Source organism: Scytonema sp. NUACC21, from assembly GCF_054684315.1.
Map to the genome: position 1 here is coordinate 26,278 of NZ_BAAFZH010000104.1, position 18,059 is coordinate 44,336.

15 protein-coding genes and 2 pseudogenes are annotated in these 18,059 nt (G+C 41.0%); 7 read left to right on the forward strand and 10 right to left on the reverse strand.

Translation table 11 applies throughout. The annotated features are described in order from the left end of the window. Positions 1-21: 21 nt before the first annotated feature. Together ACYRY3_RS35645 and ACYRY3_RS35650 are read right to left on the reverse strand one after the other, a co-directional pair. On the reverse strand, positions 22-1,074 hold the full coding sequence (locus tag ACYRY3_RS35645) for a DUF6745 domain-containing protein (protein WP_460206414.1): 1,053 nt from the start codon (positions 1,072-1,074) through the stop codon (positions 22-24). After that, positions 1,061-1,360, reverse strand: coding sequence for a hypothetical protein (locus ACYRY3_RS35650; RefSeq protein WP_460206415.1), 300 nt, complete (start codon positions 1,358-1,360; stop codon positions 1,061-1,063). The genes ACYRY3_RS35645 and ACYRY3_RS35650 overlap by 14 nt, the downstream gene beginning before the upstream one ends. Positions 1,361-1,892: 532 nt before the next feature. Between ACYRY3_RS35650 and ACYRY3_RS35655 the strand changes: the two genes are divergently transcribed. Continuing rightward, positions 1,893-2,744 carry an AAA-like domain-containing protein gene (locus ACYRY3_RS35655; RefSeq protein WP_460206648.1) on the forward strand — a complete coding sequence of 284 codons (852 nt, stop codon included), beginning with the start codon at positions 1,893-1,895 and terminating at the stop codon, positions 2,742-2,744. A 68-nt stretch (positions 2,745-2,812) separates the two neighbouring features. Next, positions 2,813-2,918, forward strand: a pseudogene (locus tag ACYRY3_RS35660) (transposase); the annotation flags it as partial. 9 nt (positions 2,919-2,927) lie between these two features. Here the strand turns inward: ACYRY3_RS35660 and ACYRY3_RS35665 are convergent. Beyond that, positions 2,928-3,551 carry an SAM-dependent methyltransferase gene (locus ACYRY3_RS35665; RefSeq protein ID WP_460206416.1) on the reverse strand — a complete coding sequence of 208 codons (624 nt, stop codon included), beginning with the start codon at positions 3,549-3,551 and terminating at the stop codon, positions 2,928-2,930. A 100-nt stretch (positions 3,552-3,651) separates the two neighbouring features. Beyond that, entirely contained in the window at positions 3,652-4,731 is a 1,080-nt protein-coding gene (locus ACYRY3_RS35670) for a potassium channel family protein (RefSeq protein WP_460206417.1), read from the reverse strand. A gap of 435 nt (positions 4,732-5,166) precedes the next feature. Between ACYRY3_RS35670 and ACYRY3_RS35675 the strand changes: the two genes are divergently transcribed. Then, positions 5,167-6,030, forward strand: coding sequence for a hypothetical protein (locus ACYRY3_RS35675; RefSeq protein ID WP_460206419.1), 864 nt, complete (start codon positions 5,167-5,169; stop codon positions 6,028-6,030). 4 nt (positions 6,031-6,034) lie between these two features. Here the strand turns inward: ACYRY3_RS35675 and ACYRY3_RS35680 are convergent, their stop codons facing one another. Continuing rightward, the gene (locus ACYRY3_RS35680; RefSeq protein ID WP_460206421.1) at positions 6,035-6,859 is read right to left on the reverse strand and encodes a superoxide dismutase; all 825 of its coding nucleotides are present in this window, start codon (positions 6,857-6,859) and stop codon (positions 6,035-6,037) included. 150 nt (positions 6,860-7,009) lie between these two features. Between ACYRY3_RS35680 and ACYRY3_RS35685 the strand changes: the two are divergent. Further along, positions 7,010-7,456 (forward strand): annotated as a pseudogene (locus ACYRY3_RS35685) (cation transporting ATPase C-terminal domain-containing protein); the annotation flags it as partial. Positions 7,457-7,655: 199 nt separating this feature from the next. Here the strand turns inward: ACYRY3_RS35685 and ACYRY3_RS35690 are convergent. Continuing rightward, entirely contained in the window at positions 7,656-8,672 is a 1,017-nt protein-coding gene (locus tag ACYRY3_RS35690; RefSeq protein ID WP_460206423.1) for an alpha/beta fold hydrolase, read from the reverse strand. A gap of 377 nt (positions 8,673-9,049) precedes the next feature. Continuing rightward, positions 9,050-9,262: a hypothetical protein gene (locus tag ACYRY3_RS35695; protein WP_460206425.1), complete on the reverse strand. Its 213-nt coding sequence runs from the start codon at positions 9,260-9,262 to the stop codon at positions 9,050-9,052. Positions 9,263-9,784: 522 nt separating this feature from the next. On the opposite strand from ACYRY3_RS35695, the gene ACYRY3_RS35700 reads away from it, so the two are divergent. Next, complete coding sequence (locus ACYRY3_RS35700) at positions 9,785-10,858, forward strand: tetraprenyl-beta-curcumene synthase family protein (RefSeq protein WP_460206427.1); 1,074 nt, start codon at positions 9,785-9,787, stop codon at positions 10,856-10,858. Positions 10,859-11,032: 174 nt separating this feature from the next. On the opposite strand, the gene ACYRY3_RS35705 is transcribed toward ACYRY3_RS35700, so the two are convergent. Together ACYRY3_RS35705 and ACYRY3_RS35710 are read right to left on the reverse strand one after the other, a co-directional pair. After that, positions 11,033-11,539, reverse strand: a complete 507-nt coding sequence (locus ACYRY3_RS35705; RefSeq protein WP_460206428.1) for a GNAT family N-acetyltransferase — start codon at positions 11,537-11,539, stop codon at positions 11,033-11,035. A 443-nt stretch (positions 11,540-11,982) separates the two neighbouring features. After that, positions 11,983-12,108: a hypothetical protein gene (locus ACYRY3_RS35710; protein ID WP_460206430.1), complete on the reverse strand. Its 126-nt coding sequence runs from the start codon at positions 12,106-12,108 to the stop codon at positions 11,983-11,985. 493 nt (positions 12,109-12,601) lie between these two features. On the opposite strand from ACYRY3_RS35710, the gene ACYRY3_RS35715 reads away from it, so the two are divergent. Together ACYRY3_RS35715 and ACYRY3_RS35720 are read left to right on the forward strand one after the other, a co-directional pair. After that, positions 12,602-13,939 (forward strand): hypothetical protein, encoded by a 1,338-nt coding sequence (locus ACYRY3_RS35715; protein WP_460206432.1) that lies wholly within the window; start codon positions 12,602-12,604, stop codon positions 13,937-13,939. Between the two features lie 397 nt (positions 13,940-14,336). Then, positions 14,337-14,945 (forward strand): Uma2 family endonuclease, encoded by a 609-nt coding sequence (locus tag ACYRY3_RS35720; protein ID WP_460206434.1) that lies wholly within the window; start codon positions 14,337-14,339, stop codon positions 14,943-14,945. Positions 14,946-14,966: 21 nt separating this feature from the next. Here ACYRY3_RS35720 and ACYRY3_RS35725 read toward each other — a convergent pair whose 3' ends face one another. Then, positions 14,967-18,050, reverse strand: a complete 3,084-nt coding sequence (locus tag ACYRY3_RS35725; RefSeq protein WP_460206436.1) for an efflux RND transporter permease subunit — start codon at positions 18,048-18,050, stop codon at positions 14,967-14,969. Between the last annotated feature and the right edge of the window lie 9 nt (positions 18,051-18,059).

Here is an 18,059-nt window from a genome sequence, read left to right on the forward strand (position 1 = left end):
AGCGCAAGATAAAGCATAACCTTAGGTTTGAACGCTAAATTCAGTGGGATCGATCCCCCAATTCACCCAACAAATAGCTTCCCGCGCATTGGGAATATCCGGCGGGACTCGCAGTGCGTGCAAGTGAGAAGTACTCGGACAGGTCATTGCCAGCAGATGAACGGGTTCAACATCAAAATTTTCTGCAATTTTTAGTAACTTGTACTCTTGCCAAACATCAATTTCTTTAGCTCGCAGTTCTTGGCAAATCCTGGAGTACCCGATACCCTGTATCAATACTCGTCGCAACTCGGCATTGTTCTCTTTTAATAGCCAAGAAGATCGCCACTGCTGCGGATGAACTTTCCCATATTTTTCCGGCAGTATGACGCCATGATAAGCATAAACACTAAATCCATCCCTCAGTTGAATTGCCGGGTATCCTTCAGAGTGAAGCAATCTTTGAGAATCCAACTCCAGACGGTAAGGGCGGTCGCACACCAAACACACCCCTTCATATGCCCACAGCCAACCGCAATGTCGAACCAACAATTGATAAGCTTGCCACAATTCCCGCTCAATAGAACAATTGAGAACTGAATCACAAAAGTCAAACAAGCAAGCCATTGAGACCAAGTACTCTGTTGGCATACAATCTTGGGCTGGGTTGAAGTAGCTGGATGCATCTTCATCATTCAAAGAGTGAATTAAGCGCGATCGCTCCATAAACGCAGTGTAGATTCTGCGCCCAATTGAGCTCCACAACTCCCGGTGCAACTCCTCATACAGTGTGGAATGCAGTTTTACCCACAAATCGTGGCTTAATTGCTTTTTGAAGTTTTGTATTAAGCTTTCAACATCGACTGTTTGACTTCCCCAAATCTCTAAAAAGTCAAATTGCTCTACAGCTGCTACGGGGCTGACAAAATGATAGATGGAGGGTTTTGGTTTGCCTATCAAACTATAGATTGCTTCTACAGCCGCCGTGACTTCCACCCTTGCAACCTCTTGAGTTGAAAGAGCTTCTTTGCGCCACTTTTCCCGATATGTGGAAATCAGCGCGTCTTGTTCGCTTCTCAGTTTAGTCAGCAACATATCTCCAACCAGCTGGTTCGTATTCTCTTTGTATCCTCACCATCCACACACCTCTGGGAACCTCAATTTCCTTGTGTTCCTCATGGCTGAGCAATGCTGTTTCCGATAGCACCTGCAAGTACAAAGTTCCATCCTCTTCGTACAGTTGAGCAAAGCCCTCAGTAATGCGGTGCTTGTGACCCGTCACTTCCCCTTCAGCCACAGTCAGGTGAGGAAGCTTTTTTCCTGAAGATTTCTGTTGTTTTGTAGGAATGAGCAAAACGTCTCCCTGCCGCAGTGGATTCATGGCTGTTTTTTATTTTTGTATTATATTTGTATTATAGTAAGATTATACTGAAATTGCAAGGGAGGGATGGACGATTTTAGTCTTTCTTGAGAAGAGATGCTGTGGAAGTTGACCGAACAGGCAATTAGTATGGTTCAGGTTATTGGTCAATAGTTAATTAACGAGTAAATTGTCTCAGGAAACGCGATTCGCTCTCCAATCCGTAAAAATTTAATACCAATTATGTTGAAGATGAAACAATATTATCAATGATAGCGATCGCCTAACAAAAAACTGAGACTTGAAATTAAAGGTTTAAGACGCATAATAACCTTCTACAGTAGATTGCGACGCCGAGGAGGTACAGGTTGTTGTAAGGGCAAACAACCGTTTGCCCCTACCTATGTACTTCATTTACTTGAAAAATGCTGTATCTTCTCGCTTCTTCAAAACATTATGCGATCGCTTTTAGCGAACAAAATTTGATGCCAGTTTTGCCGAAATGAGATAATGTAGTAGTGTAGATTATTATTGTACTACATCACGGGAGGGGATTCTTGACTATGCGAACCGCCAGAACTGCCACACTATCACCTTGAATCTAGAACAAGTCGAGGGGGTAATTCTGAGCGACTTGAATCAACTTTTACGCTGGTTATGTGCCAACATTGCTCGCCAGCTTCAGCGTCAACCGATGTTAGATGAGTATTGGGATGAAGATTTGGGAAGTAAAATTAGCTGTACCCTTTACTTTGAGGAATATTTACTAAAGTCAATTAATACTCCCTTGATTCTGGCGTTGGATGAAGTGAACTATATTTTCGAGTATCCCCAAGTAGCCAAGGATTTTCTCTCTTTGTTGCGTTCTTGGTACGAAGAAGCGAAAAGGCTGCCCGTTTGGCAAAAGCTTCGTCTGCTTGTGGTTCACTCAACAGATATTTATGTTCCTCTCGAACTCAATCAGTCTCCTTTCAATGTAGGGCTACCGATTCAATTAGATATTTTCACCCAAGAAGAGGTGCAGCAGTTAGCCCAACGTTATGGACTCAATTGGACAGATGGGGAAGAAGCTAGACAATTAATTGTAATGGTCGGGGGACATCCAGCACTTGTACATTTAGCACTCTATCATTTGGGTCGAAAGGAGATAACTCTGTCGCAATTGCTAAAAACTGCTTCTACTGCTAGTGGAATTTATTCTCATCATTTACAGCGTCACTGGGCAACCTTGCAACAACAGCCTGAGTTAGCACAAGCTTTTGATACTGTTCTGAATGCCAATGAACCTGTTTCCTTAGATCCCATCCTAACTCACAAGTTAGCCAGTATGGGTCTGATTAAACTTTCTGGAGCTCAAGCCCTTGTAGGTTGTGAATTGTATCGGCGATTTTTTACAAACCTCTAAGTAAGTCAGTGTGAATAAACAAAAATACGTTACAAAATGTAAATGCATCTGAAAAAGTAATGTGAGCATGGGGAGAAAAGGTTTTATCTCAGATAGAAGAAGTTCAGCATGGATATGACTGGCAACTATAAATCGTTAGTGAAAAAACTCTGTCCGAATGCTGAGGTAACAGTATATCTGAGGCTACTTTCGTGACTCACCTTTGGTCACAACCCAGTAGTAGATTGTATGCCTGCGAGTCGGACCCTTCACCTGTACTACACGCAGGGGTTTCCAGTCTCCCATATCAAAATCGTGAGAAACTATACGGGTACCGGGTTTAAGTTCTTGTAAAAGCTTTGGTCTCAGCTTTCTATTAACTGTTGGCAGTAGATATAGCGTGACTACCGTTGCATCACTCAAGTTTGTTTGAAAAAGGTCTTGTTGTAAAAAAGTGACGCGATCGCTCACTCCCGCCTTTTTTGCATTTTCCTGGCTTTGCTGCACTAACTTGGGGTTAATTTCTATGCCAATAGCACGTTTTACACCATAGTTCTGCACCGCAGTAATAGGAATTCGTCCATCACCGCAACCCAAATCGTAGAGAACATCGTTACCTGAGACATTTGCCACTTTCAGCATTTGGTCAACAACTTCCTTAGGTGTTGGGACGTAGGGCACATCCGCCTCTCGTTGTTGGGGTTGCATAATAGAAGCGGGCGTTTGGGCTTCTGCTTCAAAATTGCGTTGTTGGCTGCAACCTACTAACAGCAAACTACCCACACTCACACCGATAATCAGTAATTTCAGTTTTTGCCGTAACAGCATAGTACATCTTAAGGAGATCCATTTAAGCAGAAAGCCAAATGGCTACAAAGACTGTGTATGCAAATTTTAGAAGAATTAACACTGCAAGAGCAAACATTCTTCAATTTTCATGAGGTGCTATTTCATTCCAGTCATATGCCATGTAACGAGCCAGGGCTACTACATAGGGGTTCCATTGGCGGCGGAGGTAAATGTATAAATAGACACCTTCCTCTAAATCATCTACTGTCTCTATTCCTTCGGCTTTCATCTTTTCCACCGCATCATAGTAGCGCAAGCGCCACATCTGTTCTATGCAATCATTCTTCTTTGAACGGTTTTTTGGTAAAAATAAGCCAGATAGCTCAACAATTAATTGTAGACCGCCACCCCATAATTCTTCTACAGCTGTGGAATGCGTTACTGAACGATACTTTTTGGTATTCAATGCACTTTTAATTAAAGTGGCTGTATCCATTGCCAAAAATAGTATCCTTGGTAAGGCATAATAACATTGGTGAAACCGGAAATAGAGTAATGCTGGGTAAGAATGCTGTGATTCCAGCAAATTAATTAAGTCCCTTGCCATATTAGAAATATCTTGCTGCACACCACTGAGTTCCCCACTAGCACCAAGTCTTGCCAGTATTTCTGCTGCATCTGCCGTACCGACACTGCGATGGTGTAAGCTCAAAGCAAAAGTGTGGCGTCTTGTAATTGCACTGTACACTGATAGTAAGTAAGTAATCGTTAAAGTAAAGACAGAAAAGCCAAGAGCTGCTTCTATGACTATCACCAGTCGTTGAAAATCTGTTTCTGGGGTCAAGTCTCCCGTTCCAAGCGTTGTCAGTGAGAAGCCACTATAGTAAAGCGCGGTGATAAAGCTTGTCTCTGTTGTTCCATCACTCGATTGTACAGCCCAACCTAAATCGATCCAAACGATTAAGGCAAACCCAAATGTTAGCAAGCATACCCACACTACAACAGTTGCAATCATCAATACAGGACCGCTATGAGAAAGTACTCTTTCGTCTTTAAAGGGCATCAGACGTGCAATCAACCGGAAGAGCCACCACATTCCTTTCCCAAGTTGTAAACTAAGTAGGCTGCTCCCAAAGCGAGGGAACAGGACAGTTAAGTAGATGTCCAAAAGCGATAAAACTACCAGCCCTATACCCACTAATTGCACTAACAACTTCATTAGTTAATACCAATTCTCGATAAATGATAAAATTTATACAGTAGAGGTTATAAACTAAGTACCAGCAAGCACTGTCTGCACTTGGCTAAAATTTTTACTTCGTTAGCCTTCAAGGCTGTTATTATAGCAGCTTATCCTGGGCAAGCAGCTCATACTAAATAGGTAAAATTTTATCTCCGTCGCTGTTTTTGCTTGTTTGCGATAGTAACTAAGGAAGCAACGTCCTACTGTAACACTGAAGCTAGAAGATGGCGATGGGGAACGCCTCATTGAGTTACTTGGAGACCAGCCTTACGATGCGATTGACGCTACGTGCCAGGAGATTCAACTAGATAGTTATGGCTATTTTTGGTTTCGAGTCAGCAGCTATCATTATATAGATAATGGCACGACGTTAGATATTATTTGTATTGCATTGTATTTGAAACCAAATTTATGGCTCAAGCCCAACTTAACCAAATACCGTCGGGATACCGAACACAAGCAGCTGATACTAACATTGAGGCAGAAATTTATCTATTTTCTCGCCTGCGGCAACTTTCACTTAAACAAAGGATAGAAATGTTCGCTGCTCATGAGCGTGGGGTGAAAAAACTTTGCTTAGTAGGGATCAAATCCCGACATCGTGAAGAGCCTTTGGCAAAAATTCGTTATGTATTTGCTCGCGCTTTACTAGCAGAAAAATTTTCTTGTGGTTTTCAGCCACAAGGTACTGATGAAAATATGTGGATACAAGATTCCATCTCCCTTGCAGGAGAATTTCACTTAATTTTTGAGTCTATTAACATTCCCTACTACGTGAGTGGTGGTGTTGCTGCTTCGCTACACGGTGAACCCCGTTCAACTCGTGATTTGGATTTGGTGATTGAAGTTCAATCCGAGCAAATTAATTTGTTGGTAACTACACTTGAAACGGCAGGATATTATTGTCCTGCAGGTGCAGTTGAGAATTTAAAGCAGGGGCGCGAGCGAATGCTCAATATCACACATACTGAAACAATCGCTAACGCTGACCTGTATTTGATGGATGATTCACCATTTGCAGTGTCACAGATGGCAAATCGCAGGTTAATCGACTTAGAAGGGATACCTGCGTTTTGGGTTGCCTCACCAGAAGATACAATTTTACAGAAGTTGCGGTGGGGTAGGGGAAGTCAATCGGAAAAACAGTGGCGTGATGTCTTGGGGATAATCAAGCTGTGTGCCGACAGTTTGGACTATGCCTACCTTGCACAATGGGCAGAACAGTTGAATTTGGTAGATGTTTTGAGTCAGGCATTGACTGAGGCTGGTGTATAATCTTTTAAGCCTGTTTCTGTGATGCAACCTGTGCCCGCCTGTTGACTTCCGACCAATTCACCACGTTCCACCAATTATCTAAATACTCAGCACGGCGGTTGCGGTATCTGAGGTAATATGCATGTTCCCATACGTCATTACCCATGATTGGGTACGAGTCTTCCATAATTGGGTTGTCTTGATTGGGTGTCGATACAATTTGCAGTTGACCTTGAGGATTACGCACTAACCAAACCCAGCCACTACCAAATTGCTTCGCTCCTGCCTCGTTAAACTGTTTTTTAAACGCATCAAAACTGCCGAAGGTTTGATTAATTTCTGTTGCTATGACTCCCGTCGGTTGTCCACCACCTTGGGGACTCATAATTTGCCAGAAAATAGTGTGGTTCAAATGTCCGCCACCGTTATTGCGTACCGTTGCCCGAATATCTTCAGGTACATTATCTAAGTCGCGCAATAGAGATTCCACACTTCTGTTTTGCAGTTCGGGATGCTTCTTTAATGCATCATTAAGGTTGTTGACATATGTTGCATGGTGCCTGTCGTGATGCAATTTCATTGTTTCTGCATCAATAACTTTCTCCAGTGCGCCATAATCATAGGGTAATGGCGGTAACTCTGCGGGAGAAGTTCCCAGTTCGCGATCGGGATAGGCTACAGGTGAAAACGGTGTAGTTTGAGCTTCCGTCGTTACGGATGTTGCTGCAGGTGTCTCTGTAGGAGATGGTGACTCGGCTGTTGGTGTTGTTGATTGACAAGAAGCTAGTAGTGCAAACAGCGCGATTCCTATTATAAGATAACTTATCTGTTGCCGCAAAAACTTCATCATACTTAGTGACCCAATTGATATACCAATTTTTATTTGGCTATTGCTAGCACAAACTTCAGTATATAATTTTTGGTTATTTTATGATTTATGAATTGTTGATTAGGTAATCGGTGCTACAAGTCTCAACAAGATAGAGTTGATAATTTCTAACCTCCACGTAACCCCAATCAACCGTTACTCTCTAAAAGTTTAGCACGTCGTATCTTGGCAATTTCTGCCTTTAACTGGATTCTAATCTTTGGTGTATTTGAATGGACGCGACAAACCACAGGAAATATTGATATTGCACGCACAATGGCAATTCAAGCTTTAGTTGCAGGAAGAATTTTTTATCGTTTAAGTATTAGTCAATTAGGAAGCGCTGTTATCGATAAACTTTGTGGTACCAAACAGACAATTAGCGATGCCCCAGCAATAGTGATTGGAATTATTTGCACTATAATTTTACAGGTTCTTGTTAGTCAGTTGAGGGTGATGAATCAATTATTTTTAACTGCACCCCTGAACTTGAATCAATGGTTTATTTGTCTGGTTGTAGGGTTGCCAATGATTGCAGTATCTCCTTTAGTCAATCGTTTTGATTCACAACGGCTTTAGTGCATGCGGAACCGACTACAGCTTTAGCGGACACTTGTTATTGCCCCTCGGCAACCATATTAGACATCTGGTGAAAAACAATGTAGAGACGCGCTGAATGAAAGCGTCTCTACAACGACTGTAGACAACGCATAGTTAATCTCCACCAGATGTCTGTTGTCCTATAAACAGGTTTGTCCTGTAAGGAGGTTTAGTGATTTTAGTTTCGTTTGTCAACAATTTCCACTACATTCTGGTCGTTAGCTGTTCCGTTTTCATATTTCTCTGAACCTCCATCGCTCTTAGAAGTCACACCAGAACCGCCATTAGGGCTCTCCTTTGCCTCAAGGGCGGGCAAAAACTTCCGAATGAGCCCAATAGTAACAGCAGGAAGCTCTAGTTGGGGAGTTAAACCTACATCATCTATTTGATCAAAAATACGAATTGCCTGAGGGTTCATTTCGGCAAGGCGACGACCTACTTCTGGTCCTGTGTATTCTGACTTTTTCCCCCAGATAATGGCTGTGGGAATAGTAAGTTGGGTAATGTATTGAGATAAATCAAAGGATAAATCCCCACGCACAAAAGCTAGAGCAGCGTACTCTGCATTAAACTGTTGAGCAGATTGCTGGTATGCTTCGACAATTTCAGGATAAACTCGTTCTGCACGGGCAAATTGACGTTGCTCTAAGAAACTGCTAATGCCAAAACTGTTGGAAACCCCAGCCATATAGAATACACGATCCAAAACTGGTATGCTAACAACCTGCGCGGAGAAACTGCGGCTGTAGTCTTGTCCGAATTCTGCTAAACCTGCTGGAGTAATCAAAATTAAAGACTTGAACAAATCGGGTCGCGCAATTGCAGCACGAATGGTGAAAGCTGCTGTCAAACCAGATGCGATCGCAGTTGTAGGAACGTTACACGTTTTCTCTACAAACTCAACGATAACTTTAATATAGTCATCAATTTGATAGTTTCGTGCTGGATGGTCAGAGCGCCCCCATCCAATTAAATCTGGTGCTATGATTTTATAGTCTGCGGCAAACGCTGGATAAACTTTAGACCACTCGTAAGCAGAAGATCCACCACCAAAGGCGTGCAGAAAAACCAACGTCCGGTCGCTTGATTGCTCTGTCTCTAAGTCAGACCACGGTTTCCCAACAGCGGTATAATACACCATTCTGCCTAACTCGGTCATGACATATTTCTCACCAAAACCAGGGGGCAAAAACATAGGCACACCTCTTGGGTTCCATCATTTCAATGATGAACCCTGCACCCAAAATAGTCATCACTCTAAAGTTAAATTTGAATTGGGGCAATCAAATTTTGATGGTAACACTCATCTAAAATCTACAAGTTAAATAACTACTCTTGATAGATTCATGCTTTGGATAGATGTAGTTGCTCAACCAAATGACTATTATATCAAAAATGACAAAACGTCTAAGTCATCCTTGGAATTCCTTATTTAAAGCTTTCAAGTCTAGTGAAGCCGTTATCTGGTGGGAAACAATATATGAGACTTAATTTGACTCTAGTTTGGGTAACGTTATCCTTCGTGGTGGTGGGAGCGATCGTGCTACTTCTCCAACCCGCAATTGATTTTCACTAACTTTCATTTGATTGGCTACTACTGTACCCTAAAGCCTGATTAGCTATGTTATGCTGTTGCTCCACATCTTTAATATCTTGTTCTTCTGACAAACTGGAGACAGCACCTTGTAAAATCATGTCCGCGTGCCTTCTTCTAAGAGAGAACACGCACCATCTGCACCACCATTTCTCAATGACTAATTGACCTGTACGGTCAAGTGTTAGCATTGTCAATGCCCAGAGTAATTGCTCCTAATGCCATAATTGTTGGTAAGAAACAATAGCTAGAGTGGAGCGGATTCCAAAGCTTGCTTATTATGACGTTTCTTATTTTTTGCCCAAAAATCCGGTTTTTCTGCTCTTGTTGAGAATTTTTTCAGATATCCATATAGCAAAAAAAAGCCCCAGAGGGGCTTTAATGGTGAGAGATGGTTATAGTTGAATCAAAGTTTTGCCTACTTTTAATAATATCCCCACCATATCTGCAGAAATTCCTCCCATAGCTTGAATTTCAGTTAAGAAGTGTTGTGTTTGTCAATACAACTAAGGAGTTAATGCATTCAAGTTTTTACAAAATGTTTATAATTACAACCTTTGATAGACATTTAGTCACACATTAGCAGTTAAATTGTTGAAGTAAGTGATAAAAATTAAATTTCCAGATTATTAATTGGTTTGAGCTATCCAATTGCAAAATAGTACAAAAAAATCAGTGTTTGAAATTAGCAATTATATTATTCAGATTAGGTTATGAATATTCCAAACTGCCCGTGGACACTAATGTTAGGAACTTATCGCAATGTTCTTCCTCTTGTTCATAATTACCTAGATGAATGGAAAAAACGTGCCAGTCAAATTCCAAATTTAGAGCTTCGCAAACAGGCATTGATGAGTATCGAAACAAAGACATTTCACTGTGAAGGTGGAGCTATATATGGATTATTAGCTAAAAATAATATTCATGAAGTTATTTCTTTTATTGTAGCTTATCAAACTATTAGTGACTATTTAGATAATCTGTGTGATAGAAGTACATCATTAGATCCTGAAGATTTCCAAGCTCTTCATGAATCCATGTTTCATGCATTAACACCAGGAAAAGAAGGTGTTGATTATTACCGATTTCGTAAGGATAGAGAAGATGGAGGCTATCTCAAGCAACTGGTTAAAACTTGCCAGGATGTGTTAGAAAAGCTTCCAGGTTATCCAAAAATCTCTTTAGCTCTATATGAACTAGCCAAATACTATTGTGAGTTACAAGTGCATAAGCACGTGCAAATTGAGGAGCGTGTTCCGCGATTAAAGGCATGGTTTGAATCACATCAAGATAACCTTCCTGAAATGAGTTGGTATGAATTTTCGGCGTGTGCTGGATCGACACTGGGAATTTTCTGTTTGATTGCCTATGCTTCCCATGAAAATTGCTCTAAAAACTTAATCCAGCAAATCAAAAATGCTTATTTTCCCTGGGTGCAGGGGCTGCATATTTTACTTGATTACTTGATAGATCAAGAGGAAGATCGTCAGGGTGGCGATTTAAATTTCTGTTTTTACTATAAGAACAAAAATGAAATGACAAAACGGTTTACACATTTTGTGAAAAAGGCGAATGAAAGCGTTACTCAATTACCACATACAAATTTTCATCAGATGATTAATCAGGCATTAATAGGAATTTATGTAGCGGATGAAAAAGTACGAAGTCAAAAGGAAGTTCAAGGCATGGGTAAACATCTCTTACGTCTTGGTGGCAGTTCGGCGTTCTTTTTTTTCTTAAATGGTTTGCTCATGGCTCGTCTTCGTTCCCGTCAATTGCTTGTCTAGCAACAGCACCTATCTAATGAGTCAGACTATTGAATTATGGTATAATTTTGCCATATTTTTACCTTTCGCATTAGCCTCTGGAGTTTAGACTAATTTTCAATCGCATACAGTTTAATGGGTGTGCTAAAGAAGTGGATGTACAAGAGGGCTATTGCCAACTATTCTTTGTCCGGGTTAGACCTCATGGCTCAAGTTCATGACCATAAGGAGACACCTACCGTAGCCCGGTGGATCGTACTCTCGCAAATCCCTAAAGCCTGCTTTGCTGTACGCTCGTTTTGCCGCGTGGTTGTGGATGGAGGTGGTAAGCCCTAATAGAGGAATAGAAGGGTCTTCACGCAGGCGCTTTATAAGTAACTGCAAGGCTTGCGGTCCGATGCCCCGTCCCACGCAGCTGACCTCACCAATTAAGATGTCGATGTCAACCGAGTTTGCAGGTATTTCCATCAACCCAACCCAGTCTAGTATCTCGCGGGAAACAGCCTGCCAACGCAGGTAGCCAACTCTAGCACCATTTACCGCGATTATCGCCCGTTCACCCCCAGCTGGTGGACATAAAGCCCAGTCGAGGTGTTCTTGTGGTTCGGGATACCACCGTGCTACGTGTGGTGCTGATAGCCACCGCGAAAGCAGGGCTGCGTCGCCCTCGGTGAAGGGCACAAGTGTGACGTCATTAGCCATGACCGTACATAATTGGATCTTCGTTGTATAACTCCGTCATTGTCTTAGTATACCTATAACTTATTCTGAGATTTGCTGAAAGTTCAAGCTAAGTGAATAAGAACTATTTTAGTAACACTTTTTTAAGATAAAAAAATTAATATTGCACCTACAGTACCCCAAGGGGTGATAAAAATCTTAAAAAGAATTGGACTGTTTTTATACTAGTTACACTTAATTTTTTTGTAACTATAATTCAAAATTTGTTAAGGTATGGAAGACTAATTTTATCGGCTGACTGCAAAACAGCTTTTTCAACAGTTTGCGATCGCATGAGCATGAGCATGAGCCATCTGAAAATGTTGAAAGCTCACTATCATAACGGTACATCTACGCCATGTTCGCAAAGCGCTCTCGATTCAATCCGTTCCAATGCTTGTTAAACAGAGGTTTGCACTCCTGAATTAGAATTGCTTCCGTAATGCGAATTCCAAATCTGCAATACTGTTTAGAGATGCAATCAACGCTGTGGCGATCGCATAGCAATAAGCAGTTCTCAGTGCAATACACATAGGAGGGCGAACAACCATTCGCCCCTACATAGTTTTGATATCAATGTATTGGATTCAATTTTGAACCGTTTACGACCTACCCGAAGGGTCTGCGGCGTGAATCAACTCTGGCTGTTGAGCTTCAGGACGCTGAATAATTTGCTGGGTTGATGGTCTGTGCCAACGCCTTTATCAGGCATATTTTGAAGAGGAAATTCGTACTGGCTTGCTCCTAAAATCTTTCAGAAAATATTCATTTATGAACAATATGTTTATCTGGTTAATGAATAGGAATCATCGGATTGCTGAACAAGTGACTCATGCCTTCGCGGGCTTAGTTCCTTATAATGAGCTACTGCCTTCATTCAAGCATTGATAGAGAATGGCGATCTCCCACGACGTTGAATTGAGCAGTCTGGAATTAGACTTAAATCAGCAAAGGGCTGTAGTCCTGGTATGGAATGCCCGTGTTTAACAATCTATGTGTTAAAATTTGCCAGATAAGTACAATTTGAGACTAAAGAGAAATATTATGACCGAAATTATGCCGATTTCTCCAGTAAAAATTCAACTACCATCACTACCAAAAAATGTACTACCTGCTATACGTGAATTTACGGAAGCACTAGAAATCCCAAGAAATGTGCTGGCAAGTGATGAAGAAATCGAATATGCGTGGAATGCTTTACCTCGTGAGTTACGAGACATCCCAAATATCTCTTCACACGGCGAGTTACTTATTAGAATGTGTATTGCAGTAAGTGTGGGACTTTTTGATAGTGCAATCAACTATGCTTGGAATGCTTCTATACTAAGGTTACGGGAGAAAGTCAGGAACTTTGGGTTGCCACTTATTACTCAAATCCGTAAAGAGTATGAAGAAAAACATCTTTTAGAAATGCAAGATAGTCAATTGTTAAATCTTTGCTTGCAAATAAACCTTATAACAGAAGAGGGTTATTTCTTCTTAGATCAATGCAGAAGTACTCGTAATAACTTTTCAGCAGCTCACCCAACAATCGGGGTATTAGATGATCGTGAGTTTATTGCTTTTCTTAGAAGATGTATAAAATATGCTCTCGCTGAATCCTCTTCACCACGTGGAATTGATATTGGGTCTTTTATTTCAGCTATTAAAGGTTGTCGATTTACAGAAGAACAGTGTTTACTGTGGTTAGAACGTTTGTATGCAACTCATGATGCTCAAAGGGAATTATTATTTGGAACAATTCATGGTATATATTGCGATCCAGATTCATTAGAGCCAACTCGTTTAAACATAATAGACTTATGTGCTCCGCATAAGGAAAAATTTACCTCAAATATTAAATCTAATTTGATTAATCAGCATTCAGGGTATTTAGCAAAAGGGGATCTACAACGTCACGCAATATCTCAAGGATTCTTTGAGAAAATAGGTTTACTCAGTTTTCTGAAAGAGTCAGAGAGGCATAGTATAATTTCAAAAGCGCTAAATCAACTATGGACAGTTCATCAAGAAGTAAACAACTTTTATAATGAGCCTCCATTTGCAGAGCGATTAGCAGAACTTTCTAGACAGGGAGCGTTACCATTAACTGTGCAACAAGAATATGTTGAAAAAATAGTTGGTTGCTACATTGGAAATGGTTATGGAGTCTCTCGAAAAGCAGAACCCTTTTATGAGGAAATGATACGTGAATTTTCACCAAAAGAAATTCAGCATATGATTGAAATTCCCATAAAAACTTCTTCTTTAGTTGCACATAGAATTACAGGAGAAGTGTCATGCCGTCAAAGATATCAACAAGCCCTACGACTTATTGATATTTCTAGCGTACCTAATACTGTTCGGGTAAAGTATGAAGATTTTGTCGGACAAATAAAGTAGTTAATTATTAAGCGATTGGAGTAAACTGATTCAAAGCTGGGAGCAAAGTTCTCTCAGCTTTTCAGTTTTTAGGACACAATAAATAAACAGCCATACCAAAATTGTCTAAAGATAAGCGCTTTAGTGACTAGCGCTTTAAATCAATTTTAAATAATTATTCTCAAAATCATGTATATCGGCACAATCCACAATACTATTGGCTAAAGTAGAATAAGATGCTTTATCCCAATTTCTCATGAGAATCTTAATTTCGGCTATCTCGTCCTCTGTATATCCCCTAGATAAAATTTCCTCATAGGAATCGCTATGTACGAGCATGAAGTTGCGGACGATGTCAGGCAACCGTAGATATATTGAAAATGCATCATGACCTTAAACTGTCACCAATGATACAGCAATGACTCAAGCTCAAACCAAATTAGTAACCTTTGAAGAATTTACAGAATGGCGACCTCCAGGGGGACGTTACGAATTACACGATGGAGTAATTGTTGAAATGACCCAACCAACGGGCGACCATGAAGATGTTGTGGGCTTTATAGCAGGTAGAATCAGCTTTGAATATATTCGATTAAACTTACCCTACTTCATTCCAAAAACAGCACTAGTAAAACCTGAGACAAGTGAATCTAGCTATTCACCTGATGTATTAGTACTAAATCGGACAAATCTTGTGAATGAGCCATTATGGAAGAAAAAATCTACGGTAATTTATGGAGGTTCAATTCCATTAGTTGTAGAAGTCGTTTCTACTAATTGGGATGATGATTACTACATGAAATTTGGTAAATACGAAAACCTAAAAATTCCCGAATACTGGATTGTTGATTACCTTGGAATTGGAGCTAAAAAATTTACTGGCAATCCTAAACAACCAACAGTTTCTATCTGCCAGTTGATTGATGATGAATACCAGATTACGCCATTCCGAGGCGACGATCGCATTATTTCCCTGGCTTTCCCGGAATTAAATTTAACTGCCAAACAAATTTGTCTTGGGCAATAAACTTGATAGAGCAAAGATCCATCATGAGCTACGCTTGGGAATCAACACCTTGCCAAACTTAGCGTACAAAGCTGGTAACACCAACAAAGTTAACGCTGTGGAAGTAAACAAACCACCCAACACCACTATCGAAAGAGGCTGCAAAATTTCCTTGCCCGCACCACTTTCGACAACTAAGGGGGCTAATCCTAAAGCCGAGGTAAAAGCCGTCATCAAGATAGCATTCAAACGTTCCATCGTCCCTTTAATCAATACTTCCTTCAAAGGCATTCCTTCCGCAAATTTGCTGTTGTAATTATCCACCAGTAACAATCCGTTACGAGTTGCAACTCCAAACAGGGTGACGAAACCAACCAAAGAAGCAATAGAAATAACGCCACCAGTCAAAGCGACTGAAAAAACACCCCCCACCAATGCTAAAGGTAAGTTAATCATAATCATGGCGGTAGAAGGGATAGATTTCACTGAAAGGTACATGATGACTGTAATGATGACAAAAGCGATCGCACTCGAAATTAAAATATTTTGAGTTGCTCTTTCTTGTGCCTCAAATTGACCTGCATACTGGATATAGTAACCAGAAGGCGGATGTACCTGTTGATTGATTTTATCCCGAATTTCATTCACAATCGAGCGTAAATCTCTGCCATTGGCATTAGCAGAAACAACAATCAAACGGGAGACATTTTCACGGTTAATTGTATTGGGACCAGTGCCACTGTCAATTGTCGCTACTTGTGCCAAAGGGATTTTACCTCCCCTGTCGGGAATGTCAACTAATAAATTGCGAATCGTATCTAAGTTTTGACGTGCATCTGATTTTAACCAGACCACTAAATCAAAAGTTTGTTGTTTCTCCAATACTTGTGATACCACTCGTCCGTTAAGGGCAGTTTCAATTGTTTCAGAAAGCTTTCCTATTGTTAAACCATATCTTGAAGCCGCAAGTCTATTAAACTTAATTTGTATCTGTTCTATCGGGACTTGAGGTTCAAGTTGTAAATCAACAATGCCCTCAACAGTTTTCATCACCTCATTGACTTGTTTTCCTATAGTGCGGAGTTGTTCTAAATCTGAACCAAAAATTTTGACCGCGATCGCACTTCTCACCCCAGACAACACCTCATCCATCCTGTGAGAAATAAAACCGCCGATATTTGGTGCAACTCCCGGTAACTTATCAAATTCCTCTCGCAATTTTTTAATTGCCCCCTCCCTATCTTCCATACCTTTTTGGCTCAACTCAATGTCAATATGTGCAGAATTCACACCAGCTGCATCTGCATCACCGGGCGCACGTCCAGAACGCAGTTGTACGTAAGGAAATCTGGGGTCATCCTTAAGTGCTGCTTGGAGTGCTTCACCAGCTGCATTGGTTGCTTCCAAAGAAACACCTGGATAAAGAGTGAGGGTATTGACCAAAGTTTGCTCCTGAAACTCTGGTAAAAACACTCTACCAAAGGAAGGAACAATGACAGTTGCTGCAACTAAACTTGCAGTTGCAATAGCTAAAATCACTCCAGAATATCTTAGGGAAAATGTTAATAACGGATAATAAAGCTGTTTAAAAAATCTTGCTACCCAAGGTTCTTTTTCTGGTAAGTGACTGTGAGGCAATAAGATTCCACATAAAGCTGGGGTTACAGTTAATGCTGTGACACTCGAAGCAATCACTGCTGCCATGTAACCCAATCCCATTGGAATAAAAATACTACCTTCTACACCGGTTAAAGCAAAAACAGGAGAGAAGACAACTATAGTAATAATCGTAGCTCCAAAGACTGAATCCCGCACTTCCTGACAGCCATCAAACACCACATCTAAAACAGGGCGGGGGTTAGGTGAGTACTTGTTTTCTCTCAAACAGCGATAGACATTTTCTGCGTCTACAATGGCGTCATCTACTGCTGAACCAATAGCAACTGCTAACCCACCCAAGGTCATTGTATTTAAACCCTGCCCCAACCAATTGAGTATAAGTACCCCTATTAATAAGGACAAGGGAAGGGCAGTTAGACAAATAGCTAAATTACGCCAATTCATAAGAAATGGTATTAAAATGATGGCGACAATAATACTGCCTTCAACTAAAGCTTCTCTAACATTTTCAATAGAAGAATCTATATAACTTTTTTGCCGGAAGGTAGCTTGTATTTTAACATCTTTTGGTAAGCCTGCTTTCACTTCTTTCATCGCTTCTTCGATGGCACGGGTGACCGTAGGAGTGTCAGCTTGAGGCTGTTTGTTGATTGCAACAATAATTGCCTTTTGACCGTTAAAACTACCATCTCCCCGCTTAATCGCTGCACCAATTTTTACATCAGCAACATCGGATATTTTTACAGGCGTACCATTACGGGCTGCGATCGCAGATTGCTGTAATTCTTCAATAGATTCAATCCGTCCAATACCCCGAATGAGCTTTTCTCGGTCAGAAGTGATTAAATAACCACCGGGAGCATTTATATTGGCAGCCGATGTAGCTTCTACCACATCTTCTAAAGTGACATTAAAAGCTTTTAATTTCTCTGGGTCAACCAAGACCTGATATTGGCGAACATCCCCACCATAGGCAACAACCTGGCTGACTCCAGGAATAGCTAATATGCGGTTGGTAACTTGCCAATCTACAAGACGCCTTAGTTCCATTAAGGAAGTAGTTTCGGAACTGAAGGCATACTGCAACACTGTTCCAATGGGAGAAGTTGTGGGGGATATTTGCGGTGATTCCACGCCTTCGGGAAGTTTGCTTTGGGCTTGCTGCAATCTTTCCGTGACTAACTGGCGAGCTTGATAAGTATCGGTTCCCCAACTGAAAATAATTTTCACAACAGAGAGCCCCGATGCACTTGCAGAACGTACCGCTGTGACTCCTGGAGTCCCGTTTATAGAACTTTCAATAGGTAAAGTCACTAGAGATTCGACTTCTTCGGGGGCCAATCCCGGCGCTTCTGTTTGAATTTCAACTTGTGGCGGGGCAAAACTGGGCAACACGTCTAAAGGCATTTGGATAATTGTATGAAATATCCAAAAGGTGATGACAATTGTTCCCACGATAACGAGCCAACGACGGGCGATCGCCCATTTAATGATGGCACTCAGCATATTTATAGA